Here is a 22,017-nt window from a genome sequence, read left to right on the forward strand (position 1 = left end):
CGTCCTGAGCCAGGATCAAACTCTCCAATAAAGTGTTTGATTGCTCATTACACCGGCAATCTACTTAGTTTTTTGCATTAGCGAAAATAACTATATAGTAGATTTAAAAATTTATTACTTGCGTTAGTCTTAAAGACCAACACGCTTGACGTTTTGTTTAGTTTTCAAAGAACTTCTTGTCTCATCGCCCGTAAGCGACTTTATTAATTTACCACACATCGCATATTAATGTCAACAACTATCTTTAAAAGTTTTTAAATTGTTGTTGGCTTGTCTTGAAGCGACAAAAAGTAATATAACATAATTTAATATTTATAGTCAACACTCAATATAAAAAAGTTTTATTCATAATGTCTAATTTGCTTTGTTCGTATATACTTTGAACACTCTTGGGGTGAGGCTACTCTTTTGAACAATCTAAAGAGAATTTGATAGCGTTCCTCCATTGCTCTCTTTACAACATGATCAATTCTATGATCTTGGAAATCATGTAAGATTTCATCCATCTCTCTTTTTAATAAATACTCAAGTTCCTTTTGTTCCATCTGATTTAACATAAAGCCTAGCATGCTGTCACCCTCTTCAGTTCATTTATTCTAGTTATTACCATTACTTTAATTTTTATTAAAAAAATTCTTTTCCCTTCTCTTTTGCTCATAAAACGTACAAGTTTGCATAAGTATTTCTCAAGAGACTTGTACTAGGAGGGTGACTATGAACTTTTTCTTTATATTAAATGGAAAAAAGATTAAGCATTCACTGATCATTGTAATTGCCGCGTTTTTTACAGCAGGACTACTTTTTATCGAAGGATCATTTAATGAACCTGTATTTTCGACTAAGGATGGCCCAAAAGCAATATACAAAGGGGAAGGTAAAGACAAAAAGGTAGCCTTAACCTTTGACATAAGCTGGGGCGATGAACGAGCAATTCCTATATTGGATTCTTTAAAGACTCATAATATTAAAGGTAGTACGTTCTTCCTATCTGCTTCATGGGCAGAAACACATCCAGATATAGTGAAGAGAATTCTAGAAGATGGACATGAGATTGGTAGTATGGGTTATCAATGGAAGAGTTATACGAGCATGGACGAACAAAAAATAAAGCGTGATATTTTACAGGCAGAAGAAGTATTTAAGACACTAGGAGTCAAGGAAGTAAATTTATTAAGACCTCCAAGTGGTAACTTTGACGAAAAAGTACTTAAAGTTGCTGAAAATACAGGGTATACCGTTGTACATTGGAGTGTAAATTCACAAGATTGGACAAATCCGGGCACAGACGTTATCTTGAAAAATCTCAAAGAAATGAAGGCCGGGGATATTATCTTACTTCATGCTTCTGATTCAGCAAAACAGACAGAGAAGGCCATACCTGAAATTGCAAAGCTCCTAAGTCAAAAGGGATTTAAGAATTATTCAATCTCTGAACTAATTTCTAACACAGATGCTAAGACCAAAGAATTGGATTAACATTATACTCCTAAAAAATAAAGAAAAGCTGACATGTTGAAATGTCAGCTTTTCTTTATTAATCTATGAAGAATTAACAACTGGTAGCTGTTACAAATTAAAAGAGGTAAGAGCATAAAGCTAAGCCAACTCTCTTCGTTAGCTCTTAAGGCAGGCACCCATTCTATGGTCGTTACGACAATCATAAAGAATAGGGCTGGAATGAAAGCTTCTTTATTTGTTTCTTTTGCCTTAAAATAAGCAACTACAAGTGCAAATACTAATAAAAATCCCGGATATAAGAAAAAGCTAAGTAAGCGATCATCTGCATCAGCAAACCACTGGTAACGGAAATACACTAAGTCAAACAACACAAATACAATAAGGATAATCTGAACAGGCTTCCATAACCCCTTAAAAATTCCTAGTCCAAATCGATGGACAGTTAGATAAGCAAAGAAACCCATCTGGCTAATTACACTAAATATAAATCCAACTCCTAAGAGCCAAAACATTACGGATAAGATCTCCACAACATTTCCTTCTATAAATAATGATTGATATTCTGACCATCTAATCATAAATCCTAATATAACTGTACTAATTCCCCCGACTAATAAGGTTGAAATAAATAATCGGACCCAATCACGGCTTTTCACATTAGTTCCTCCATTCGTTCATTCCATTTCTGATTTTACCAACGCTCTTTGAAAAATGCTAGTAAATCTCATAACTATATGCATATTTTACTTATTTTTCTTCATATTAAAGGTAGGATTATTTTGAAGGGAGCAAACATCATGGGCTATCATAAATTACTCTTCATACTGTTTTGCTTGTTTACATTAGCATCATGCTCCGGTGGCGGTGGAGAGCAGGGTGGCGGACAGGCTGATTATGAAGAAGTGAAAAAAATGGTTGTTGATATTTTAAAGACAGATGAAGGTAAAAAAGCCATTCAAGAGGTAATGGCAGATGATAAAATGAAGCAGGCCTTAGTAATGGATCAGGCAATTGTTACTGAAACCATACAACAGACATTAACATCTGAAGAGGGATCAAAGTTTTGGACTAAGACATTTGAAGATCCTAAATTTGCAGAAACCTTTGCTAAGAGTATGCAGACAGAACACGAAAAGCTAATTAAAGGGTTAATGAAGGACCCAGATTATCAAAAAATGTTAATTGAATTATTTCAAAACCCCGAGGCTGAGGAACAAGTTCTGACAGTTTTAAAAAGCACTGAATATCGAGCACATCTTCAGCAGGTCATTACCGAAACCTTTGAAAGCCCTCTGTTCAAAGCAAAGCTGGTGGACGTGATCATTAAATCAGCTGAGCAGTTACAAGAACAGGCTTCTAAGAAACAGGAAGGCGAAGGCGGCGGTGGAGGAGAGAGCTAACAAAGTAAAAGCGCCCAAATGGGCGCTTTTACTATTTTTTATGAATAAGCGTTGTGATTTTTTCTGCAATTTCTAAATAAAGTTTACCTAATCTATGGTCTTCAGCGTAAATAGAAGGTGCAAAATCATCATCATTCCAATCTGGTTGCTGAAGTGGTAGCTGGCCTAAAAGCTCTGTTTGAAGTTCCTCAGCTAGCTTTGTACCTCCACCTTTTCCAAATACATATTCTTTTTCTCCTGTAACTTTACTCTCAAAATAAGACATATTTTCAATAACACCTAACACCTCATGCTCAGTACGAAGGGCCATTGCACCCGCTCTTGCAGCAACAAAAGCAGCTGTTGGATGCGGAGTCGTGACAATCACTTCTTTACAAGCAGGTAACATTGTATGAATGTCTAATGCTACATCTCCAGTTCCTGGTGGTAGGTCTAGTAATAAATAATCTAGATCTCCCCATTCAACATCATTAAAGAAATTATGTAGCATTTTCCCTAGCATTGGCCCTCTCCAAATTACAGGTGCATTGTCTTCAACAAAGAACCCCATTGAGATTACCTTAACTCCAAATCGTTCAACTGGAATAATCATTTCTCCTCTGACTACAGGGCGCTTTGTAATTCCCATCATATCTGGAACACTAAATCCATATATATCAGCATCTATGATTCCAACCTTTTTACCTAGCCTTGCAAGTGCTACAGCTAAGTTCACCGATACCGTTGACTTCCCTACTCCACCTTTTCCACTAGCGATTGCGATAAATGTAGTTTTACTTCCTGGAGATAGTAAGGACTTATTTCCTTGAGTATCAGCAGTTGCAAATTTTGCAAGCTCTTCAGCAGGAAGGTCTGTGAAACGTAGACCTACAGAATCAGCACCTGCACCTTTCAATGCTTGTACAATTGTTCCTTGAAGTTGCATTTGTTCTGGAGTTCCTGTTTTTGCGATGGCTATCTTTACACTTACATGTTGCTTATCTTCTTTAACCTTAATTTCCTGTATACCATTTGTTTCCTCTAATGTCTTATGTAAAAAAGGATCCACCATCTTATTAAGAATGGACCTAACTCTATCTTCAGTTAACATACTGCCACTCCTTAGTACTCTTTTTTCGTTAGTATACCATAAATGAGACATAATATCTGAGATCTTAGCTCCCTTTGCAAGAAAAGTGGAGATATTAGAAAAACTTTAAAAGTGCCAAGTGCTTGGACAAGGAACTTGTTTAATACTTCATATGAAATGCAAAAGAAAATCTCCCTAATTCGGGAGATCCAGTTCATTTGAATAATATCGTAAAATGCCTTTATAGATAGATGCTGCCATTTTTTCTTGGTATTCCTCAGTGGTAAGTAAATTTCTTTCATGAGGATTTGAGAGAAACCCAACTTCTACTAGGGCTCCAGGGATTTGTGCCTTCTTTAGAAGATAAATACCACTAATTGCCTTGGCAGATCGATTCGTATTTTCTAAGTTGCGCTTAATTTCTGCTTGAACAAAGGTCGCTAAACGTTTATTTTCCTCTAGCGATCCATAGTAAAAGGTTTGAGCACCTCTCCACCGTTCTGCAGGTATAGCATTTAAATGGATGGTAATAAAGCTGCTTGCATCAGAACCATTGATGAATTTAACTCGATTTTTGAGATCTTCTACTTTTCTATTTCGGACTCCCTTGGTGTCGGGATCGGCTATATCATTATGATCCTCCCTAGTCATTAGAACTAAAGCGCCTTGCTCCTGAAGGTAATCTTTCACTTTTAGTACGATATCAAGAGCAATGTCCCTTTCGAACACTTCATCTCCATAAGAGGCACCGCCATCAATCCCACCATGTCCTGGGTCTAAGACAATAACTTCTCCACTAAGAGGAAGATTCCAAGTGTTCCATGAATCATTACTTGTTAACTGGTTTTGAATAATAAGAATAAATGCTAGGATCCCAATTCCAACCCCAATAATTTGAGCCTTTTTCTTACCCATCCTCTTTTCTCCTCCCTGATTGTTCCCTAGTACTAACTATATGGGACAAGAGAAGAAAATATGATTTAGTGTGTATTAGAGAGGTGGAAAAAAAGCCGAGTAGTTCATCTCGGTGAAGATTTATGCACCGAGTTATCCAAGATGTATAAGTTAGTCTCCATTTTGAATTGGAAATGTTAGTTACCGAGTCGGTTTTCCTCGACTTTGTATACATCCTTAATGAAGACGAAGTTTATAACGCATGATTCCTTTATCAAAACCTTCTTGAATCCACCTAGAAACATACTGCTCACATGCTAAATATAAGGATTCACTCACAAAATCATTATCACTAAGGTTTCCCCAATATTGTAAATAATCGTATAACGTATCGATCAAGTATTTTTCCTCTTCATAGCAGCGTCTTTTGATTGTCTCGAAGGACTCACCGTAATGACCTACTCTTCCAAAACTCGCTCCAAGTAGGTAAGCTTCGATTGCAACATCCACACTGCCGTCTTCAATAGCTTGAGAAAATCTAGCCTGTTTGAAGAATGGCTGAAAATACGAAGTTACTTCCTTGGTCAATTTTTCTAATGTAAGTTCTCTTAATAGTTTACGCTCAAACTTAACTTGTTTTTCTTTGCGCTTTTCTTTAAAAGATGTAATAACTGTCATTAGTTCCACCCTTCCTTTGCGACGGTATCTTCGGGTTGAAGGTTATACCAATAGGATGCACGAAATATAGAAAGGCTTGAATGGCAATTTTATCACATACAACCAAATCCCTTTCCTATATGAAAAAGAACCCTTCAAATGAAGAGCTCTTCTTATAACTTCAATAGCCTTAAGCCATTCAGAATAACTAATATTGTACTTCCCTCATGACCAATAACTCCAAAAGGTAGGTCAATCAGCTGGAAGAAGTTACTTATGATGAGAAGAGCTATAACTGTTATTGAAAAAAACACATTTTGTTTAATGATTCTATTCATTTTCTTTGATAGCAGAATCGTTTCTCTAATTTTACTCAAATCATTTTTTATTAAAATGATATCAGCCGTTTCTAACGCAACGTCTGTACCTTCACCCATTGATATCCCTACATTTGCAGTCGCTAGTGCTGGAGCGTCATTTATACCGTCTCCTGTCATCGTGACCATACCATATTTTTTCTGTAGCATTTTTACTTTGTTGACTTTATCTTCTGGTAAACAGTTTGCAATATATTCGTCCACCTCGGCTAATTCTGCAATCGTACTTGCCGTTTGCTCATTGTCTCCAGTAATCATTATAGTACGAATTCCTTCCTGCTGTAGCTCTTTAATCGCCTTCTTGGTCGATTCTCTCACAGAGTCAATTAGAGCTAAGTACCCTAAAATCTCCTCATCCCTTTTAATATAAACAACAGTTTTCCCATCACCTATAAGAGTTTTTTCTTTATCCCTTAGAAAGTCTTCTACTTTTCTGCCCCCAACATATTCTGATTTTCCAATTTTCCATAGTGAGCCAGCTATATAAGCCTTCATTCCCAAGCCTGCGGTTTCTTGAATAGATGTGACATTCACTCTTTCTGTTTTATTTTCTAATAAGTAACCAACGATTGATTTTGCAATTGGATGAGTAGATTGTTCCTCAATTGAAAGAATTGCTGATTTTATTTCACGATCGTTAGCTTGATCCTTTATTATAAAATCCGTTACAACAGGTTGACCTTTCGTTAGCGTTCCCGTTTTATCAAGTGCAATGATTTTTGTATGTGCAAGTCTCTCTAAGTGAACACCACCTTTAACGAGCACTCCTTTTCTTGCACTGTATGAAATGGCAGACAACGTAGCTGGCATAATTGATGCTACTAGGGCACAGGGTGACGCTACAACCATTAATACCATCGCCCTATAAAAAGATTCAGACCAACTCCACTCAAAAAAGAGTGCTGGTAATACCATCGTTAATAAAACTGCCACTAGTACCAGTTTCACATACAAACCTTCAAATCGTTCAATAAACAATTGCGAGGGTGTTTTCTCACTTTCTGCTTGTTGTACTAACTGAATTATTTTACTAAAAAGAGACTCGCTAGCTAATTTAGAAACATTTATATAAATTACACCAGTATGATTAACAGTTCCTGAAAATACTTCATCAAGTTCGGCCTTCACTACAGGAAGAGACTCACCAGTAATGGGGGATTGATCGACTGTTGTTTGCCCCTTCATAATGATGCCATCTGCAGGGATTCGTTCTCCTGCTTTAACAACAATTTGATCACCTATTCTCAAACTACTTACACTTACTTTCTGTTCGTAACCGTTTTTAACTACCTTTGCCTCTTCAGGCTGCATCTTCATTAGTAAAGATAATTCTCGATTACTCTTGTTCATTGTATAAGTCTCAAGTGCACCGCTGAGTGAGAATATAAAGATGAGTAACGCGCCCTCCATCCAATATCCAATGAATGCCGAACCTATCGCAGCAAAAATCATTAATAATTCAACATTCAAATCGCGTGACTTTATGGACTCAATGATTCCCTCCTTTGCTTTTGCAAACCCACCAATGACAAACGCAATTAAGTAACATATAACTGATATATAATTTTCGTCAGCTGCTGTCATATAACCACAAATAATGAACACACCACTGAGCAAAGCTGCAAATAATTCTAGATGCTGAAGAAAGAAGGAACCTTTACCTTTACCCTTACCCTGATTAACCTGTTGAGTCTGATTGTGATTAATGTTTGCCTCCACTTTACTCCTCACATCCTTTTGATAAGTAGAATCATCATCATTTACACAATTAAAAGAGAAAAACTGCACCATGGGCAGCTAAAAGAGCAAATACATTGATGTAACATATACCTATATTCTATGTAAGGACGTCATAAAAGGGTCAACTAATTTATAATAAATACAAAAAAATAATCATTATAAATAATGATTATCATTCTTAATCATTTAGATAGAATCTTTATAATTTCATTTCTAAGAGGATTAAAATTTCAGCAGAGCGATCATGCAAACATTAGGAGAAAACTAAAAAAAGACTCCCGACCCGTAATGGGTCGAGAGCCTTTGATAAGATAGAATTAACGCTTTGAGAACTGAGGTGCACGACGAGCGCCTTTAAGACCGTATTTCTTACGTTCTTTCATACGTGCGTCACGAGTTAAGAATCCAGCGCGCTTTAAAGTAGCACGGAATTCAGGATCAGCTTGTAGTAAAGCACGAGAGATACCATGACGGATTGCTCCTGCTTGACCAGTATAGCCTCCACCTTTAACACTTACAAGAACATCATAGCTTCCAAGTGTTTCAGTCGCTACTAGAGGTTGCTTAACAACTTCTCTTAGAGCTGGTAGTGGTAAATAGTCTTCAAATTCACGATCATTGATTAAAACACGTCCGTTACCAGGAACTAAACGTACACGAGCTACGGAGCTCTTACGACGTCCTGTACCGTAATATTGTACCTGAGCCAATATAATACCCTCCTTAGATTATCCGCGAAGTTCGTAAACTTCTGGTTTTTGTGCTTGGTGATTATGCTCGCTTCCAACAACAACATGAAGCTTTTTACCCATTTGACGTCCTAGTGGACCTTTTGGAAGCATACCTTTAATTGCAAGTTCTAACATTTGAACTGGATAGTTAGTACGCATTTCTAAAGCTGTTCTAACTTTTAATCCACCTGGGTGTTGGCTATGACGGTAGTAAAGCTTGTCTGTTAGCTTCTTACCAGTTAATTCAATTTTCTCAGCATTGATGATGATTACATGATCACCAGTGTCAATATGTGGTGTATAAGTTGGCTTATGCTTTCCACGTAGTAAAGATGCTACTTCTGTAGATAGACGTCCAAGAGTCTTACCTTCAGCATCTACTACGTACCATTTACGTTCAACTTCACTTGGCTTTGCCATATAAGTAGTACGCATATTTTTCCCTCCAATTACTAATCGTTTAATATTAATAGATTTTTAAAGCTATTTTTATTTCATCAAATAAGTTCCGGGGCTTATTTGTGGGTTTTAAAAATAGTACCATATGCAATAATATATCCTTAAGAATAGAATGTCAAGAAAATGTTACACCAGGATTAGTTGTCATAATGGACTTTCCAGAGATATAATCCATTTCCTGGAGCAGTTTTACCTGCTTTTGTACGATCCTGCTGCTCTAATATAGTAACAATTTCCTCTGGTTTTCGGTAGCCTTGTCCTACCTCTAACAGAGTCCCAACCATAATTCTCACCATATTATATAAAAAACCATTTCCTATAAAACGGAAGGTCAGTAAGTCATCGTTTTCACTAAACTCAATTTCGTAGATTGTACGAATCTTATCTTCCACTTCCGTTTTTGCTGAACAAAAGGAGGTAAAATCATGGGTACCGACTAGGTACTTGATGGCTTCTTTTATCGCAATATAGTCTAGCTGATAGGGGTAATGAAAATGGTAATGTCTCATGAAGACATCACGGTCTTTACTCAAGCTAACTTTATAACGATATTCCTTTGTTTTAACATTGAATCTAGCATGAAAGTCAGAAGAAACTCGCTGGACCTGTATTACCGAAATTTCTTCAGGTAATAATGAGTTAAGTGCTATTTTCCACTTATTAATTGGTATATTCAACGGTGTATCAAAGTGAATACTTTGACCAACTGCATGGACCGAGGCATCTGTTCTGCCAGAGGCAAATACTTTCACGTCTAAACCTTTGTGCATTTTTTTTAACACATTTTCAATTTCTGCCTGAACAGTCCGTTGATTTGGTTGAATCTGATAACCTGAAAAGGCAGAGCCATCATAAGAAATAATACAATTTAATCTTTGCATATAATCACCATGACCGAATTAGTAATAAACAAATTGTGATTAGCAATACACTAGATAGAATCAGAGTATCTGCTAACCTCCACTTTAATTCACGAAGTTTAGTTCTACCTTCTCCACCACGATATCCCCTTGCCTCCATAGCATTTGCAAGCTCCTCTGCCCGCCTAAATGAATTAATAAATAAAGGGACTAATAAAGGGATGACTGCCTTTATTCGCTCCTTCATGGGTCCGCTAGAGAACTCTACTCCTCTAGCAGCTTGTGCCTTCATGATTTTCTCTGTTTCCTGCATTAAGGTTGGAATAAACCGCAAAGAAATAGACATCATTAAGGCTAACTCATGAACAGGAAGCTTAAACCGTTTAAAAGGGTGTAGCAAGCTTTCCATGCCATCCGTCACCTCTATAGGAGTCGTTGTTAATGTTAAGAGGGACGTCATGACAATGAGTAAGAAAAATCGTATCGATATAAAAATACCTTGGCGTAAGCCCTCTTCATAGATGGAAATCCATCCCCATTCAAATAGAAGTGCCCCTTCCTTCGTCATAAAGATGTGAAGAGAAAAGGTGAAGAGAATAATCCATATAACTGGCTTTAATCCTTTTAAAACAAAAGCAATCGGAACCTTTGTTAATTGATTAATAATAATTGTATATATAACCAATAAGACATAGCTTTCTACATTGTTTGCTAGAAATATAACAAGCACAAAAATAAAAATGAGTAAAAGCTTCGACCTGGGATCCATACGATGGAAGATAGAGTTAGTTGGAACGTACTTTCCAATGATAATACTGTCCATCATACTCATGTAATGATCTCCCTTGTTAAGAACTGATGTAACGACTCTACCAGTTCATCAATTGTTAAAAAGCTTCCCTCTACCTTTTGTCCTGTTACCTTCTCTAACTCTTCAATGAGTCTATATGTGTTGGGGATATCTAATCCTATTTGTGAGAGCTTCTCTTTTTGAGAAAATATACTATTAGGGGTTCCACGCATCAGCAACTTCCCATGTTCCATCACGATGATTTCATCTGAGTATGCTGCAGCATCCTCCATATTATGGGTAATCATAATGGTCGTTAAATTTTTCTGACGATGTAACGATGAAAATAACTCCATCATTTCCTTCCTACCTCTTGGATCTAGCCCAGCTGTAGGTTCGTCTAAAACTAAAACATCTGGGTTCATTGCTAGAACACCAGCAATGGCTACACGCCTCATTTGACCACCACTTAGATCAAAAGGGGATCGCTGAAGGAAGCTTTCATTTAATCCAACAATCTCTAAGGTATCCCTAGCCCTCTTTTTCGCCAATTCCTCTGTGACTCCAAAGTTCATCGGCCCAAAACAAATATCCTTCTCAACCGTCTCTTCAAATAATTGATTTTCTGGAAATTGAAACACCATTCCTACAGTTTTTCGTAACGATTTTAGTTCCTTTTCCTTCTTTTTCGAAGTGATGGTATAAGGACCAACTGATACTGTACCACTAGTCGGCTTTAACAGCCCATTAAGGTGCTGAATTAATGTTGACTTACCAGAACCAGTATGACCAATAATCGTAATAAATGAACCTGTTTTTATATCTAAGGATATATCTTCTAAAGCGATTCTCTCAAAAGGAGTATTTGACTGATAGTAATGAGTTAAATTACGAATGGCTATGTCCATAACTCTTTAATCAACCCTTCTACTGTAAATGGAACCTCTTTCATGTCAATGCCCTTTTCCTTCAGCTTCTGACCAACCTTTACAGGAAACGGAACATCAAGACCAATCTCTTCTAATTCGCGGTCCCGTTTAAATATATCGCTTGGTGCACCCTCTGCAAAAATAGATCCCTCGTTAAAGATGATCATCCTGTCAGCACGAGAAGCCTCTTCAAGATCATGAGTGATGGATATAACAGTAATTTCCTGTTCATTTCTTAAAGAATTAATAGTACGAATCACTTCACTTCTACCTTTTGGATCAAGCATTGATGTAGCCTCATCAAGAAGGATAATGGAAGGTCTAATTGCAAGGACACTAGCAATGGCTACACGCTGTTTTTGTCCACCAGATAGATGGTGCGGTTCTTGATCGAGAAAATCAGCCATATTAACAAGTGAAATGGAATCTTCAATACGGTGAACCATTTCTTCACGAGGTATCCCTCTGTTTTCTAAACCAAAAGCCACATCATCTTTCACCGTAGTTCCCACAAACTGATTATCTGGATTTTGAAAGACCATACCAATATGTTCTCGAAAGTCCCAGATAGTTTCTTCCGTAAGAGGGGTTTGATCATTTAATATAATGCTACCACTAGTCGGAAGCATTAAGCCAATCAGTAATTTAGCTAACGTCGACTTACCAGAGCCATTATGACCCACTATAGCAAGCCATTCTCCTCGGTACACAGACAAACTAACATCAGTTAAGGCAGCTGCCTCTTGATTTGGATACTGAAAAGACACTTGTTCTAACTTAAGGATTCTCTCCCCCATCGTTTCCCCTCCTACCGACTCTTTTTATCTAGGTGTTAAACTATGAATATAGATGTTTAAAAGCTTAATTAATGGATTTTATCAATGTATGTATTGCAATAGGCTACCTTGAAAGTGAGGAAATCTTTATTCCAAAACATACTCGCTTTCCAGGTAGCCCGAATAGAATGCTCTGTCTACTATATGACTGCTGTAAAAAATGAATATCGTATCTCAACACAGACAAACAAAAAAGGGCATAGATCCAGTTTAGAACTGACCCGCCCTTTAGTAGTGGTGTTTATAATATTACACTAATTCAATAATCACCATTGGTGCACCGTCTCCACGACGTGGTCCAAGTTTAAGGATACGTGTATATCCACCTTGACGTTCTGAGTAACGAGGTGCGATGTCACCGAATAGCTTTTGAATAGCATCTTGGTTTGTTTCTTCGTTCGCTACTTCATGACGGATGTAAGCAGCTGCTTGACGACGTGCATGTAAGTCTCCACGCTTACCTAATGTAATCATCTTCTCAACAACTGATTTCAATTCTTTAGCTCTCGCTTCAGTTGTCTCAATACGTTCATTGATAATTAGGTCAGTAGCTAGGTCACGAAGTAATGCTTTACGTTGAGCACTTGTGCGTCCTAATTTCTGATATGCCATCGGAAGTTCCCTCCTTTTGTTGAAATCTCTGTATCTATAGAAGAACGCTAGAAACCTAGCTCTTCAAATATAGGCAATAACTAGTATTTACTTTCGAAGCTAGAAAAGGCAGATTCCTAATTAGTCATCCTTACGAAGGCCTAGTCCTAATTCCTCAAGTTTATGTTTTACTTCCTCTAGTGACTTTCGTCCGAGGTTACGAACCTTCATCATATCTTCTTCAGTTTTATGTGCAAGCTCTTGTACGGTATTAATACCAGCACGTTTTAAACAATTATATGAACGAACTGATAAATCAAGTTCTTCAATTGTCATTTCAAGCACTTTTTCCTTTTGGTCCTCTTCTTTTTCTACCATGATTTCAGCATTTTGTGCTTCATCAGTCAGACCAACGAAGATATTAAGATGTTCGGTTAAAATTTTAGCACCAAGTGCGACTGCCTCTTTTGGACCAATGCTTCCATCTGTCCAAACATCAAGAGTCAATTTGTCAAAGTTGGAAACTTGACCTACACGTGTGTTCTCAACTTGATACGTAACACGCGAGACTGGTGTGTATATTGAATCAATTGGTATAACACCAATTGGCTGATCTTCTCTCTTGTTTAAATCAGCAGGTGTATAACCTCTACCACGTCTTGCTGTTAGACGCATACGAAGTGTAGCATCCTTTGCAAGTGTCGCGATATGAAGATCAGGATTTAAGATTTCTACATCACTATCATAAGTAATGTCAGCAGCAGTAACTGTTCCATCACCCTGCACATCGATCTCAAGAGTTTTTTCATCATCTGAATAGATCTTGAGAGCTAGTTTCTTAAGATTTAAGATAATCGTAGTAACATCCTCTACGACACCTTCAATAGTTGAGAACTCATGCTGAACGCCATCAATTTGAATAGCAGATACAGCAGCACCAGGTAGTGAGGATAATAGTATACGACGTAAGGAGTTACCCAAAGTTGTACCATATCCACGCTCAAGTGGTTCCACGACAAATTTACCATACTTGGCATCATCGCTGATTTCAACCGTTTCGATTTTTGGTTTCTCAATTTCGATCATTTATAAACCCTCCTCCAAAACGTCGAAACCCCGGCTAGACTGTAGTCTAACCGAAATTCCCCATTAGGCAGTTCCCGTTTTGTGCACAACAACTTGATCAATTGTTTTCTAATGAATCTATCTACAAAAATATTGTATCATATCCCATTATAGACAGGGTTTCAAAATCTATACAGAAAAAATTAAACGCGACGACGTTTTGGCGGACGGCAACCATTATGAGGTACTGGAGTTACGTCCCTAATCGCTGTTACTTCAAGACCTGCTGCTTGAAGAGCACGGATCGCTGCTTCACGACCTGCACCTGGTCCTTTAACAGTAACTTCTAAAGTTTTTAAACCATGTTCCATTGCAACTTTTGCAGCAGCTTCAGCAGCCATTTGAGAAGCGAATGGAGTTGATTTACGTGAACCTTTGAAGCCTAGTGCACCAGCACTTGACCAAGATAATGCATTTCCGTGTGAATCAGTAATAGTTACAATCGTGTTGTTAAATGTTGAACGGATATGTGCAATACCAGTTTCAATATTCTTTTTGACACGACGCTTACGTGTATTCGTTTTACGAGCCATCGATCATTTACCCTCCTTTACTATTTCTTTTTATTTGCTACAGTACGACGTGGACCCTTACGAGTACGTGCGTTATTTTTAGTATTTTGACCACGAACTGGTAAACTACGACGGTGACGTAAACCGCGGAATGAACCAATTTCGATTAGACGCTTAATGTTAAGAGAGATTTCACGACGAAGATCTCCTTCTACCTTTAAACGGTCAATAGCTTCACGGATTTTTCCTAATTCATCTTCTGTAAGATCACGAACACGAGTATCTTCAGAAACACCAGCTTCAGCAAGTACCTGCTGAGCAGTTGTTTTACCGATTCCAAAGATATAAGTTAAGGAAATTACAACACGCTTATCACGTGGAACATCAACACCTGCAATACGTGCCATTAGTGCACCTCCTTCAAATTAACCTTGTTTTTGCTTATGTTTTGGGTTTTCACAAATAACCATAACTTTACCTTTACGGCGAATAACTTTACATTTTTCGCAGATCGGCTTTACGGATGGTCTTACTTTCATCTTTTAAACCTCCTTAATAGTACGGAGTGCTGAGTGTATTTTATTTAAAGCGATACGTAATGCGACCACGGGTCAGATCATAAGGGGATAATTCAACTGTTACCTTATCACCTGGTAGGATACGAATAAAATGCATACGAATTTTTCCTGAAACATGAGCCAGAACAACGTGACCGTTTTCTAACTCTACTTTGAACATTGCATTTGGCAATGTATCAATGATGGTACCTTCTACTTCAATTACATCGTCTTTCGCCATCAATAAGCTCTCCCTTCTCCAAATCAGTAATCTGTTCATTGACAAACTTAGTGACTGCAAAGCGCAGCTTTCCATTTGTCACACGACCTGATTCACTTATACTGCTCTGAACTTCCGGAGAAACGTCTTCAAATAATTCAAGATGGTTGATATTCTTCTTTTTAGGTTTATCGTATTTTCGCTTATCACCATCAGCGATTAATACAAACCGTTCGTCCAGAATTCGTATTATAATAGCATACTGTCCTGCATCTCTGCCTTGTGTAATAGAGACAAACTGACCTATTCGTGGACTAGAATCAGAATCACTCATCCTTTACCACCTTCACTTAGGCTTGTTAAAACTTCATAACCGTCCTCTGTAATCGCAATAGTATGTTCGAAATGAGCACACCTTTTACCATCTACGGTTACAACAGTCCAGTCATCTTGTAATGTTTTTACATAACGGCTACCAGCATTCACCATCGGTTCAATAGCTAAAACCATTCCTGGCTTTAATCTGGGTCCTTTACCAGGAGGTCCAAAGTGCGGGATTTGAGGATCCTCATGTAACTCTTGACCAACACCGTGCCCCACATATTCCCGTACTACTGAGAAGCGGTTAGCTTCTACAAATACTTGAATCGCATGAGAGATATTAGTTAAGCGTACTCCCGGTTTAGCTTCCTTAAGTCCTAGATAAAGTGATTCCTCGGTTACATCTAATAGTCGCTGATCCTCTTCTGAAATGGTTCCTACACCGTAAGTCCATGCGGAATCACCGTGATAACCACTGTACTTCGCACCAATATCAATGCTAATGATATCACCATCTCGTAACACTGTATCACTAGGAATCCCATGAACGAGTGCTTCATTCACAGATGCACATATGCTACCAGGAAAACCACTATAGCCTTTGAAAGAAGGGATTGCATCATATTGACGAATCACTTTCTCAGCAATAGAATCTAGTTCATTTGTAGTTATTCCAGGTTGAATATGCTTTTTTAATTCTTGGTGAGTTAATGCTACAATACGGCCTGCTTCACGCATTATATCAATCTCGCGAGGGGTTTTACAAATAATCATTTGCTAATTCCCTCAAGGTACCCATTTATATCTGCAAAGACATCATGAATGTCTTGTTGGCCATTGATTGTACGCAGGTAACCTTTGCCTTGATAGAAATCTAGTAAAGGCTTCATCTGCTTTGTATTAACATCAAGACGATTGCCAACTGTTTCAGCATTATCGTCATCACGTTGATACAACTCACCTCCACACTTATCACAAACACCCTCAACTGCTGGTGGATTGAATTCTAAGTGGTAAGTTGATCCACAGTTCTTGCAAATTCTTCTACCTGTTAGGCGATCCATTAAAAGACCTTGATCTACATGAATGTGAAGCACATAATCTAACGTACGTTCTAATTGGTTTAATAAGTCTTCTAGCGCCTCTGCTTGAGCCACTGTACGTGGGAAACCATCTAAAAGAAAACCCTTCTTACAATCATCTTTGCCTAAGCGCTCACGAACAATACCTATTGTTACTTCATCTGGTACTAGCTGTCCCTGATCCATAAATGACTTTGCTTTTAATCCTAATTCAGTTCCTTCTTTAATAGCAGTTCGGAACATATCCCCCGTAGAAATATGAGGAATATGATATTGTTCTACTATCTGTTCGGCTTGAGTGCCTTTTCCGGCACCAGGCAAACCCATTAGTATTAAATTCATTTACATTTCCCCCTCAGTCAATATAAGGCAGTGGGAACATATCCCACTCCTACTGCTTTATAAAGCCTTTATAATTCCTTTTCACAAGCTGGCTTTCTAGCCCCTTCATTGTCTCAAGTGCAACACCTACGACAATTAGTAAACTAGTTCCACCAATTTGCGCTGAAGGTGGTAAATTTGCAAAGTTAATAAAGAATACAGGTAGAACAGATATTACTGCCAAGAATAGTGAGCCTACGAATATAAGACGATATAAAATCCTAGTTAAATACTCTTGTGTACTTCTTCCTGGACGAATACCAGGTATATATCCACCTTGCTTTTTCAGATTATCAGACATCTGTTCAGGATTTACTTGTACAAATGTGTAGAAATAAGAGAAAGCAATAATTAGTGCAACATAAATGATCATTCCAACAGGTTGTGTATAATCAAATGTCTTAGTAATCCAAGATGTCACATCATTTGTTCCGAAAAACGATGCAATCGTTGGTGGAGTAATGATAAATGAAACAGCAAAGATTACTGGGATAACACCTGCTGCATTAACTTTCAAAGGAATATGCGAAGATTGTCCTCCAACCGGACTGTTCCCAACCAGTTTTTTTGCATACTGGACAGGAATCTTACGAATTGCCTGTTGAATAAAGATAACACCTACTATGATCGCTAGTACTGCAATTAACAAGATAACAACTGTTACTATATTAAGGAATAGCTGCTCTCCTGGATTTTCAAACTGTTGTGCATAAATCTGGTTTACTGTTGTTGGAATAGCAGCAACAATTCCTGCAAAAATCAATATTGAAATCCCATTTCCTACCCCTTTAGCTGTGATTTGCTCACCAAGCCACATTAAAAAGGCAGTTCCTGCTGTTAATACAGTTGCTATAAATAGATAGGTTAGCACACTTGGATTCTCAATTAACTGGCCGCCTGCTAGATTATTAAATCCAATTGACATACCGATTGCTTGAATAAAACCAAGTACAATTGTACCATAGCGGGTAAACTGAGCTAGCTTACGGCGCCCAACTTCTCCTTGCTTTGACCATTCAGTAAACTTAGGTACAACATCCATCTGTAGTAGTTGTACAATGATGGATGCTGTAATATAAGGCATGATACCCATAGCAAGGATCGAGAAGTTTTGTAGAGCCCCTCCACCAAATGTATTTAGAATTCCAAATACATTTAACTCATCCTGAATCTTTAATACTTCTGCTCTAACTCCTGGAACCGGGATAAACGTACCGATTCGGAATATGATTAGCATTAGTAATGTGAAAATAATTTTAGAACGAATATCGCTCACGCGCATAAAATTGGAGATTGTCTGGAACATTAAACCACCTCAGTTTTACCGCCAGCCGCCTCAATCGCTTCCTGTGCAGAAGAAGAGAATTTATGAGCCTTAACAGTAAGTTTCTTTTCTAGCTTTCCTTTTCCAAGGATTTTTACGCCAGCAGTATACTTGCTGATTACACCAGTTTCTAATAATAGTTCTGGAGTAACTTCAGTTCCTTCTTCAAATCGATTAAGAGTATCTAAGTTAACGATCGTAAACTCTTTACGATGGATGTTTGTAAATCCACGCTTTGGTAGACGTTGGAATAATGGTGTTTGACCACCTTCAAATCCTGGACGAACTCCTCCACCAGAACGAGCATTTTGTCCTTTATGACCTTTACCGGAAGTCTTACCTTGACCAGTACCGATACCACGTCCTAGACGTTTACGTTCCTTACGAGACCCCTCAGTTGGTTTTAATTCATGAAGTTTCATTTTGGGCACCTCCTTATTATAGCAATTTTATATAATTATTGTTCTTTTACAGTAACAAGGTGAGATACTTTGTTAATCATTCCGCGAATCGCAGCATTATCTTCGTGTACCACTGTTTGATGCATTTTATTTAGACCTAGTGTCTTAACAGTAACACGTTGATTCTCTGGACGACCAATTACACTGCGAGTGAGGGTAATTTCTAATTTGTTTGCCATGATAATTCCCTCCTTATCCTAACAGTTCTTCTACCGTTTTACCACGTAGCTTTGCAACATCCTCGGCACGCTTAAGGTCTTTTAAACCATTAATAGTAGCACGAACCATATTGATCGGTGTATTTGTACCTAAAGATTTAGATAGAATGTCACCAACACCAGCTAATTCTAATACCGCACGAACAGGACCACCAGCGATAACCCCAGTACCCTCAGAAGCAGGCTTCAATAAAATGTTACCAGCTCCGAATTGTCCGATTACTTGGTGTGGTATTGTAGTACCAACCATTGGTACAGTTACTAAGTTTTTCTTTGCATCTTCGATAGCCTTACGGATAGCATCTGGCACCTCTTGCGCTTTACCAGTACCAAATCCAACATGACCATTCTTATCACCTACAACCACAAGAGCAGCAAAGCGGAAACGACGTCCACCTTTAACAACCTTTGCTACACGGTTTACGGCAACTACACGTTCTTCAAGTTCCAATTTGTTTGGATCAATGCGACGCATGTATGTCCCTCCTTTATTTTAGAATTCAAGACCTGCTTCACGAGCAGCATCTGCTAAAGCTTTAACACGTCCGTGGTATAAGTATCCACCGCGGTCAAATACTATTGAGCTAACTCCCTTTTCTTTCGCACGCTTTGCAACAAGCTCACCTACTGCTTTAGCTGCTTCAGTATTACCAGTTGAGCTTACAGAAAGCTCTTTATCTAAAGTAGATGCACTTGCAATTGTTACAGAGTTAGTGTCGTCAATAACTTGTGCATATATATGTTGATTAGAACGGAACACATTTAAACGTGGGCGCTGAGCCGTACCTGTTAACTTAGAACGCACTCGAGCATGACGCTTCTTACGTGTTGAATTTTTATCTGGTTTCGTAATCATTCAGGTCACTCCTTTCTCTTACCTATTGATAATTACTTCGCAGTCTTACCTTCCTTACGACGTACAAATTCACCTTCATAGCGAATACCTTTACCTTTATAAGGCTCTGGTGGACGAACGTCACGGATGTTAGCTGCTAACGCACCTACGCGCTCCTTATCAATACCTGAGATTTTAATTTTTGTGTTTGCAGGAACTTCAATATCAATTCCTTGTTCTGGTGTAATCTCAACAGGATGAGAGTAACCTACGTTTAATACAAGCTTATTACCTTGCTTTGAAGCACGGTAACCAACCCCGATTAATTCAAGGCCTCTTTCATAACCTTTAGTTACACCCTCTACCATGTTACCAAGCAAACTAGCTGTAGTACCATGAAGAGATCTATGTTCTTTGTTATCAGAAGGACGTACTACTGTTAACACGTTATCTTCAAGTTTAATTTCCATATCTGGGTGGAACGAACGAGTTAATTCACCCTTAGGTCCCTTAATTGTTACTGTGTTGTTGTTATTAGTAACAGTAACGCCAGCTGGAATCTCAATTGGTTTTTTACCGATACGAGACATTCTTTTTCACCTCTCTTTTCTTACAAGTGATTACCAAACGTATGCAAGTACTTCTCCGCCTACTTGCTTTTGGCGAGCTTCCTTATCAGTGATAACACCGTTAGAAGTCGAAACGATTGCAATACCAAGTCCGTTAAGTACACGTGGTACCTCATCAGCTTTAGCATATACACGTAAACCTGGCTTACTGATTTTCTTTAGTCCAGTAATAACACGCTCGTTATTTGCACCGTACTTTAGGAAAATACGTAAAATACCTTGTTTGTTATCTTCTACGAATTCAACATCACGAACGAAACCTTCACGCTTTAAAATTTCAGCGATTTCTCTCTTCAATTTTGATGCAGGGATTTCTAATTTCTCGTGACGAACCATGTTCGCATTACGAATGCGAGTAAGCATATCTGCAATTGGATCTGTCATGACCATTGAATTTTACCTCCTTCCCAACCTTTGAGTATTACCAACTAGCTTTCTTTACACCTGGAATTTGCCCCTTATAAGCGAGCTCTCGGAAACAAATACGGCAAAGTTTAAATTTACGTAGAACAGAGTGTGGACGTCCGCAACGTTCGCAGCGTGTGTACTCTTGAACCTGAAATTTTTGTTTGCGTTTTTGCTTTGCAATCATCGATTTTTTAGCCACAGTTTCGCCTCCTCTTCATTAGTTGGCATCTATTACTTTTGGAACGGCATTCCAAATTGAGTTAGTAGTTCACGAGCTTCTTCATCTGTATTAGCAGTAGTAACGATAACAATGTCCATTCCTCTTACTTTAGATACTTTATCGTAATCAATTTCAGGGAAGATTAATTGTTCTTTAACACCTAAAGTGTAGTTTCCACGGCCATCAAATGATTTCTTAGAAACTCCACGGAAGTCACGTACACGTGGTAATGATACAGAGACTAATTTATCAAGGAATTGATACATTTTCTCTCCACGAAGTGTAACCTTAGTACCGATTGGCATACCTTCACGTAAACGGAATCCAGCGATAGATTTCTTTGCCTTTGTAACAACTGGCTTTTGACCAGTAATTGTTGTTAATTCTTCAACAGCTGTATCTAGTGCCTTTGCATTTGCAACAGCATCACCAACACCCATGTTGATTACGATCTTTTCAAGCTTTGGAACCTGCATAACCGAGTTATAGTTGAACTTACTCATTAGAGCAGGAGTAATTTCTTTGTTAAATTTATCTTTTAGGCGGTTCATTCCATTGACCTCCTTTCACACATTATTTATCTAAAGATTGACCTGATTTTTTTGCAACACGCACTTTTTTGCCATCAACTAATTGATAACCAACTCTAGTTGGCTCACCGCTTTTTGGATCTAACGGCATAACATTAGATACATGAATCGCTGCCTCTCGACTAATGATACCGCCTTGAGGGTTTGCTTGTGATGGTTTAGAGTGTTTCTTAACCACATTTACTCCTTCAACAAGGACGCGGTTCATTTTTGGAAAAGATTCAAGGATAACACCTTGCTTGCCTTTGTCTTTTCCGGAGATAACCTGTACTTTATCGCCTTTTTTCACATGCATCGATCGTGCACCTCCTCTTACAAGGCATTCTTATTTTTTAAAACGTTT

At 38.1% G+C, this 22,017-nt stretch carries 33 protein-coding genes; 2 read left to right on the forward strand and 31 right to left on the reverse strand.

All coding sequences use genetic code 11. The features are described 5' to 3' along the window. Positions 1–341: 341 nt before the first annotated feature. Positions 342–569, reverse strand: a complete 228-nt coding sequence (locus G4D63_RS20045) for a hypothetical protein (protein ID WP_163181841.1) — start codon at positions 567–569, stop codon at positions 342–344. A gap of 145 nt (positions 570–714) precedes the next feature. Between G4D63_RS20045 and pdaB the strand changes: the two genes are divergently transcribed. Continuing rightward, complete coding sequence (gene pdaB, locus G4D63_RS20050) at positions 715–1,476, forward strand: polysaccharide deacetylase family sporulation protein PdaB (RefSeq protein WP_163181842.1); 762 nt, start codon at positions 715–717, stop codon at positions 1,474–1,476. Positions 1,477–1,520: 44 nt separating this feature from the next. Here pdaB and G4D63_RS20055 read toward each other — a convergent pair whose 3' ends face one another. Continuing rightward, the gene (locus tag G4D63_RS20055; RefSeq protein ID WP_163181843.1) at positions 1,521–2,114 is read right to left on the reverse strand and encodes a KinB-signaling pathway activation protein; all 594 of its coding nucleotides are present in this window, start codon (positions 2,112–2,114) and stop codon (positions 1,521–1,523) included. 141 nt (positions 2,115–2,255) lie between these two features. Between G4D63_RS20055 and gerD the strand changes: the two genes are divergently transcribed. Beyond that, a complete protein-coding gene (gerD, locus tag G4D63_RS20060; protein ID WP_239586040.1) occupies positions 2,256–2,858 on the forward strand; it encodes a spore germination lipoprotein GerD in 603 nt (200 codons plus the stop codon). A gap of 31 nt (positions 2,859–2,889) precedes the next feature. Here the strand turns inward: gerD and G4D63_RS20065 are convergent, their stop codons facing one another. The 29 genes from G4D63_RS20065 to rplX all read right to left on the reverse strand — a co-directional run bounded on the left by G4D63_RS20065 (position 2,890) and on the right by rplX (position 21,969). Then, positions 2,890–3,948, reverse strand: coding sequence for an Mrp/NBP35 family ATP-binding protein (locus tag G4D63_RS20065; protein ID WP_163181845.1), 1,059 nt, complete (start codon positions 3,946–3,948; stop codon positions 2,890–2,892). A 174-nt stretch (positions 3,949–4,122) separates the two neighbouring features. Continuing rightward, entirely contained in the window at positions 4,123–4,842 is a 720-nt protein-coding gene (gene cwlD / locus G4D63_RS20070; RefSeq protein WP_163181846.1) for an N-acetylmuramoyl-L-alanine amidase CwlD, read from the reverse strand. A 216-nt stretch (positions 4,843–5,058) separates the two neighbouring features. Further along, complete coding sequence (locus G4D63_RS20075) at positions 5,059–5,499, reverse strand: DUF2521 family protein (RefSeq protein ID WP_163181847.1); 441 nt, start codon at positions 5,497–5,499, stop codon at positions 5,059–5,061. Between the two features lie 152 nt (positions 5,500–5,651). Then, complete coding sequence (locus G4D63_RS20080; RefSeq protein ID WP_338024014.1) at positions 5,652–7,574, reverse strand: heavy metal translocating P-type ATPase; 1,923 nt, start codon at positions 7,572–7,574, stop codon at positions 5,652–5,654. A gap of 338 nt (positions 7,575–7,912) precedes the next feature. After that, positions 7,913–8,305 (reverse strand): 30S ribosomal protein S9, encoded by a 393-nt coding sequence (rpsI, locus tag G4D63_RS20085; protein ID WP_163181849.1) that lies wholly within the window; start codon positions 8,303–8,305, stop codon positions 7,913–7,915. 18 nt (positions 8,306–8,323) lie between these two features. Continuing rightward, positions 8,324–8,761, reverse strand: a complete 438-nt coding sequence (rplM, locus tag G4D63_RS20090; protein ID WP_163181850.1) for a 50S ribosomal protein L13 — start codon at positions 8,759–8,761, stop codon at positions 8,324–8,326. Between the two features lie 161 nt (positions 8,762–8,922). Next, positions 8,923–9,666, reverse strand: coding sequence for a tRNA pseudouridine(38-40) synthase TruA (truA, locus tag G4D63_RS20095; RefSeq protein ID WP_163181851.1), 744 nt, complete (start codon positions 9,664–9,666; stop codon positions 8,923–8,925). Positions 9,667–9,670: 4 nt separating this feature from the next. After that, positions 9,671–10,471, reverse strand: a complete 801-nt coding sequence (locus G4D63_RS20100) for an energy-coupling factor transporter transmembrane component T family protein (RefSeq protein WP_163181911.1) — start codon at positions 10,469–10,471, stop codon at positions 9,671–9,673. A 2-nt stretch (positions 10,472–10,473) separates the two neighbouring features. Then, on the reverse strand, positions 10,474–11,343 hold the full coding sequence (locus G4D63_RS20105; RefSeq protein WP_163181852.1) for an energy-coupling factor ABC transporter ATP-binding protein: 870 nt from the start codon (positions 11,341–11,343) through the stop codon (positions 10,474–10,476). Further along, a complete protein-coding gene (locus G4D63_RS20110; protein WP_163181853.1) occupies positions 11,334–12,161 on the reverse strand; it encodes an energy-coupling factor ABC transporter ATP-binding protein in 828 nt (275 codons plus the stop codon). The genes G4D63_RS20105 and G4D63_RS20110 overlap by 10 nt, the downstream gene beginning before the upstream one ends. Positions 12,162–12,449: 288 nt before the next feature. Further along, a complete protein-coding gene (rplQ, locus tag G4D63_RS20115) occupies positions 12,450–12,812 on the reverse strand; it encodes a 50S ribosomal protein L17 (RefSeq protein ID WP_163181854.1) in 363 nt (120 codons plus the stop codon). A gap of 120 nt (positions 12,813–12,932) precedes the next feature. After that, on the reverse strand, positions 12,933–13,877 hold the full coding sequence (locus tag G4D63_RS20120) for a DNA-directed RNA polymerase subunit alpha (RefSeq protein ID WP_163181855.1): 945 nt from the start codon (positions 13,875–13,877) through the stop codon (positions 12,933–12,935). A gap of 182 nt (positions 13,878–14,059) precedes the next feature. Then, the gene (rpsK, locus tag G4D63_RS20125) at positions 14,060–14,449 is read right to left on the reverse strand and encodes a 30S ribosomal protein S11 (protein ID WP_163181856.1); all 390 of its coding nucleotides are present in this window, start codon (positions 14,447–14,449) and stop codon (positions 14,060–14,062) included. 20 nt (positions 14,450–14,469) lie between these two features. Then, a complete protein-coding gene (gene rpsM, locus G4D63_RS20130; protein WP_163181857.1) occupies positions 14,470–14,835 on the reverse strand; it encodes a 30S ribosomal protein S13 in 366 nt (121 codons plus the stop codon). An 18-nt stretch (positions 14,836–14,853) separates the two neighbouring features. After that, positions 14,854–14,967: a 50S ribosomal protein L36 gene (gene rpmJ / locus G4D63_RS20135; protein ID WP_003156543.1), complete on the reverse strand. Its 114-nt coding sequence runs from the start codon at positions 14,965–14,967 to the stop codon at positions 14,854–14,856. A 40-nt stretch (positions 14,968–15,007) separates the two neighbouring features. Then, positions 15,008–15,226, reverse strand: coding sequence for a translation initiation factor IF-1 (infA, locus tag G4D63_RS20140; RefSeq protein ID WP_163181858.1), 219 nt, complete (start codon positions 15,224–15,226; stop codon positions 15,008–15,010). Then, positions 15,204–15,539, reverse strand: a complete 336-nt coding sequence (locus tag G4D63_RS20145) for a KOW domain-containing RNA-binding protein (RefSeq protein WP_163181859.1) — start codon at positions 15,537–15,539, stop codon at positions 15,204–15,206. The genes infA and G4D63_RS20145 overlap by 23 nt, the downstream gene beginning before the upstream one ends. Next, a complete protein-coding gene (gene map / locus G4D63_RS20150; protein ID WP_163181860.1) occupies positions 15,536–16,300 on the reverse strand; it encodes a type I methionyl aminopeptidase in 765 nt (254 codons plus the stop codon). Before map ends, G4D63_RS20145 begins: the two co-directional genes overlap by 4 nt. Next, positions 16,297–16,950, reverse strand: a complete 654-nt coding sequence (locus G4D63_RS20155; protein ID WP_163181861.1) for an adenylate kinase — start codon at positions 16,948–16,950, stop codon at positions 16,297–16,299. Before G4D63_RS20155 ends, map begins: the two co-directional genes overlap by 4 nt. A 49-nt stretch (positions 16,951–16,999) precedes the next feature. Further along, positions 17,000–18,295 (reverse strand): preprotein translocase subunit SecY, encoded by a 1,296-nt coding sequence (gene secY / locus G4D63_RS20160; protein WP_163181862.1) that lies wholly within the window; start codon positions 18,293–18,295, stop codon positions 17,000–17,002. Beyond that, positions 18,295–18,735: a 50S ribosomal protein L15 gene (rplO, locus tag G4D63_RS20165; protein ID WP_163181863.1), complete on the reverse strand. Its 441-nt coding sequence runs from the start codon at positions 18,733–18,735 to the stop codon at positions 18,295–18,297. Before rplO ends, secY begins: the two co-directional genes overlap by 1 nt. Positions 18,736–18,770: 35 nt before the next feature. After that, positions 18,771–18,953 carry a 50S ribosomal protein L30 gene (gene rpmD / locus G4D63_RS20170; RefSeq protein WP_163181864.1) on the reverse strand — a complete coding sequence of 61 codons (183 nt, stop codon included), beginning with the start codon at positions 18,951–18,953 and terminating at the stop codon, positions 18,771–18,773. 13 nt (positions 18,954–18,966) lie between these two features. Continuing rightward, positions 18,967–19,467, reverse strand: coding sequence for a 30S ribosomal protein S5 (gene rpsE / locus G4D63_RS20175; RefSeq protein WP_163181865.1), 501 nt, complete (start codon positions 19,465–19,467; stop codon positions 18,967–18,969). An 18-nt stretch (positions 19,468–19,485) separates the two neighbouring features. Continuing rightward, a complete protein-coding gene (gene rplR, locus G4D63_RS20180) occupies positions 19,486–19,848 on the reverse strand; it encodes a 50S ribosomal protein L18 (protein ID WP_163181866.1) in 363 nt (120 codons plus the stop codon). 32 nt (positions 19,849–19,880) lie between these two features. Further along, a complete protein-coding gene (rplF, locus tag G4D63_RS20185) occupies positions 19,881–20,417 on the reverse strand; it encodes a 50S ribosomal protein L6 (protein WP_163181867.1) in 537 nt (178 codons plus the stop codon). A gap of 30 nt (positions 20,418–20,447) precedes the next feature. Next, the gene (rpsH, locus tag G4D63_RS20190; protein ID WP_149221285.1) at positions 20,448–20,846 is read right to left on the reverse strand and encodes a 30S ribosomal protein S8; all 399 of its coding nucleotides are present in this window, start codon (positions 20,844–20,846) and stop codon (positions 20,448–20,450) included. Between the two features lie 31 nt (positions 20,847–20,877). Further along, on the reverse strand, positions 20,878–21,063 hold the full coding sequence (locus G4D63_RS20195) for a type Z 30S ribosomal protein S14 (protein WP_053217608.1): 186 nt from the start codon (positions 21,061–21,063) through the stop codon (positions 20,878–20,880). Positions 21,064–21,095: 32 nt separating this feature from the next. Continuing rightward, entirely contained in the window at positions 21,096–21,635 is a 540-nt protein-coding gene (rplE, locus tag G4D63_RS20200; protein ID WP_163181868.1) for a 50S ribosomal protein L5, read from the reverse strand. Between the two features lie 22 nt (positions 21,636–21,657). Then, positions 21,658–21,969 (reverse strand): 50S ribosomal protein L24, encoded by a 312-nt coding sequence (rplX, locus tag G4D63_RS20205; RefSeq protein ID WP_163181869.1) that lies wholly within the window; start codon positions 21,967–21,969, stop codon positions 21,658–21,660. Positions 21,970–22,017: the final 48 nt, after the last annotated feature.

The sequence above is a fragment of the Bacillus mesophilus genome (assembly GCF_011008845.1).
GTDB lineage: Bacteria > Bacillota > Bacilli > Bacillales > SA4 > Bacillus_BS > Bacillus_BS mesophilus.

Excerpts from the sequence above, each read along its gene's own strand:
- rplR (WP_163181866.1), bottom strand. The coding sequence starts at position 19,848 with ATGATTACGAAACCAGATAAAAATTCAACACGTAAGAAGCGTCATGCT.
- G4D63_RS20045 (WP_163181841.1), bottom strand. The coding sequence starts at position 569 with ATGCTAGGCTTTATGTTAAATCAGATGGAACAAAAGGAACTTGAGTAT.
- rpsK (WP_163181856.1), bottom strand. The coding sequence starts at position 14,449 with ATGGCTCGTAAAACGAATACACGTAAGCGTCGTGTCAAAAAGAATATT.
- pdaB (WP_163181842.1), top strand. The coding sequence starts at position 715 with ATGAACTTTTTCTTTATATTAAATGGAAAAAAGATTAAGCATTCACTG.
- rplE (WP_163181868.1), bottom strand. The coding sequence starts at position 21,635 with ATGAACCGCCTAAAAGATAAATTTAACAAAGAAATTACTCCTGCTCTA.
- G4D63_RS20145 (WP_163181859.1), bottom strand. The coding sequence starts at position 15,539 with ATGAGTGATTCTGATTCTAGTCCACGAATAGGTCAGTTTGTCTCTATT.
- G4D63_RS20155 (WP_163181861.1), bottom strand. The coding sequence starts at position 16,950 with ATGAATTTAATACTAATGGGTTTGCCTGGTGCCGGAAAAGGCACTCAA.
- G4D63_RS20075 (WP_163181847.1), bottom strand. The coding sequence starts at position 5,499 with ATGACAGTTATTACATCTTTTAAAGAAAAGCGCAAAGAAAAACAAGTT.
- rpmJ (WP_003156543.1), bottom strand. The coding sequence starts at position 14,967 with ATGAAAGTAAGACCATCCGTAAAGCCGATCTGCGAAAAATGTAAAGTT.
- rplQ (WP_163181854.1), bottom strand. The coding sequence starts at position 12,812 with ATGGCATATCAGAAATTAGGACGCACAAGTGCTCAACGTAAAGCATTA.
- rplO (WP_163181863.1), bottom strand. The coding sequence starts at position 18,735 with ATGAAACTTCATGAATTAAAACCAACTGAGGGGTCTCGTAAGGAACGT.
- G4D63_RS20065 (WP_163181845.1), bottom strand. The coding sequence starts at position 3,948 with ATGTTAACTGAAGATAGAGTTAGGTCCATTCTTAATAAGATGGTGGAT.
- rpsH (WP_149221285.1), bottom strand. The coding sequence starts at position 20,846 with ATGGTCATGACAGATCCAATTGCAGATATGCTTACTCGCATTCGTAAT.
- cwlD (WP_163181846.1), bottom strand. The coding sequence starts at position 4,842 with ATGGGTAAGAAAAAGGCTCAAATTATTGGGGTTGGAATTGGGATCCTA.
- G4D63_RS20120 (WP_163181855.1), bottom strand. The coding sequence starts at position 13,877 with ATGATCGAAATTGAGAAACCAAAAATCGAAACGGTTGAAATCAGCGAT.
- gerD (WP_239586040.1), top strand. The coding sequence starts at position 2,256 with ATGGGCTATCATAAATTACTCTTCATACTGTTTTGCTTGTTTACATTA.
- rpsE (WP_163181865.1), bottom strand. The coding sequence starts at position 19,467 with ATGCGTCGCATTGATCCAAACAAATTGGAACTTGAAGAACGTGTAGTT.
- truA (WP_163181851.1), bottom strand. The coding sequence starts at position 9,666 with ATGCAAAGATTAAATTGTATTATTTCTTATGATGGCTCTGCCTTTTCA.
- infA (WP_163181858.1), bottom strand. The coding sequence starts at position 15,226 with ATGGCGAAAGACGATGTAATTGAAGTAGAAGGTACCATCATTGATACA.
- rplM (WP_163181850.1), bottom strand. The coding sequence starts at position 8,761 with ATGCGTACTACTTATATGGCAAAGCCAAGTGAAGTTGAACGTAAATGG.
- G4D63_RS20100 (WP_163181911.1), bottom strand. The coding sequence starts at position 10,471 with ATGATGGACAGTATTATCATTGGAAAGTACGTTCCAACTAACTCTATC.
- rplF (WP_163181867.1), bottom strand. The coding sequence starts at position 20,417 with ATGTCTCGTATCGGTAAAAAACCAATTGAGATTCCAGCTGGCGTTACT.
- rplX (WP_163181869.1), bottom strand. The coding sequence starts at position 21,969 with ATGCATGTGAAAAAAGGCGATAAAGTACAGGTTATCTCCGGAAAAGAC.
- G4D63_RS20105 (WP_163181852.1), bottom strand. The coding sequence starts at position 11,343 with ATGGACATAGCCATTCGTAATTTAACTCATTACTATCAGTCAAATACT.
- rpmD (WP_163181864.1), bottom strand. The coding sequence starts at position 18,953 with ATGGCAAACAAATTAGAAATTACCCTCACTCGCAGTGTAATTGGTCGT.
- G4D63_RS20110 (WP_163181853.1), bottom strand. The coding sequence starts at position 12,161 with ATGGGGGAGAGAATCCTTAAGTTAGAACAAGTGTCTTTTCAGTATCCA.
- secY (WP_163181862.1), bottom strand. The coding sequence starts at position 18,295 with ATGTTCCAGACAATCTCCAATTTTATGCGCGTGAGCGATATTCGTTCT.
- map (WP_163181860.1), bottom strand. The coding sequence starts at position 16,300 with ATGATTATTTGTAAAACCCCTCGCGAGATTGATATAATGCGTGAAGCA.
- rpsM (WP_163181857.1), bottom strand. The coding sequence starts at position 14,835 with ATGGCACGTATTGCAGGTGTTGATGTTCCACGTGATAAGCGTGTTGTA.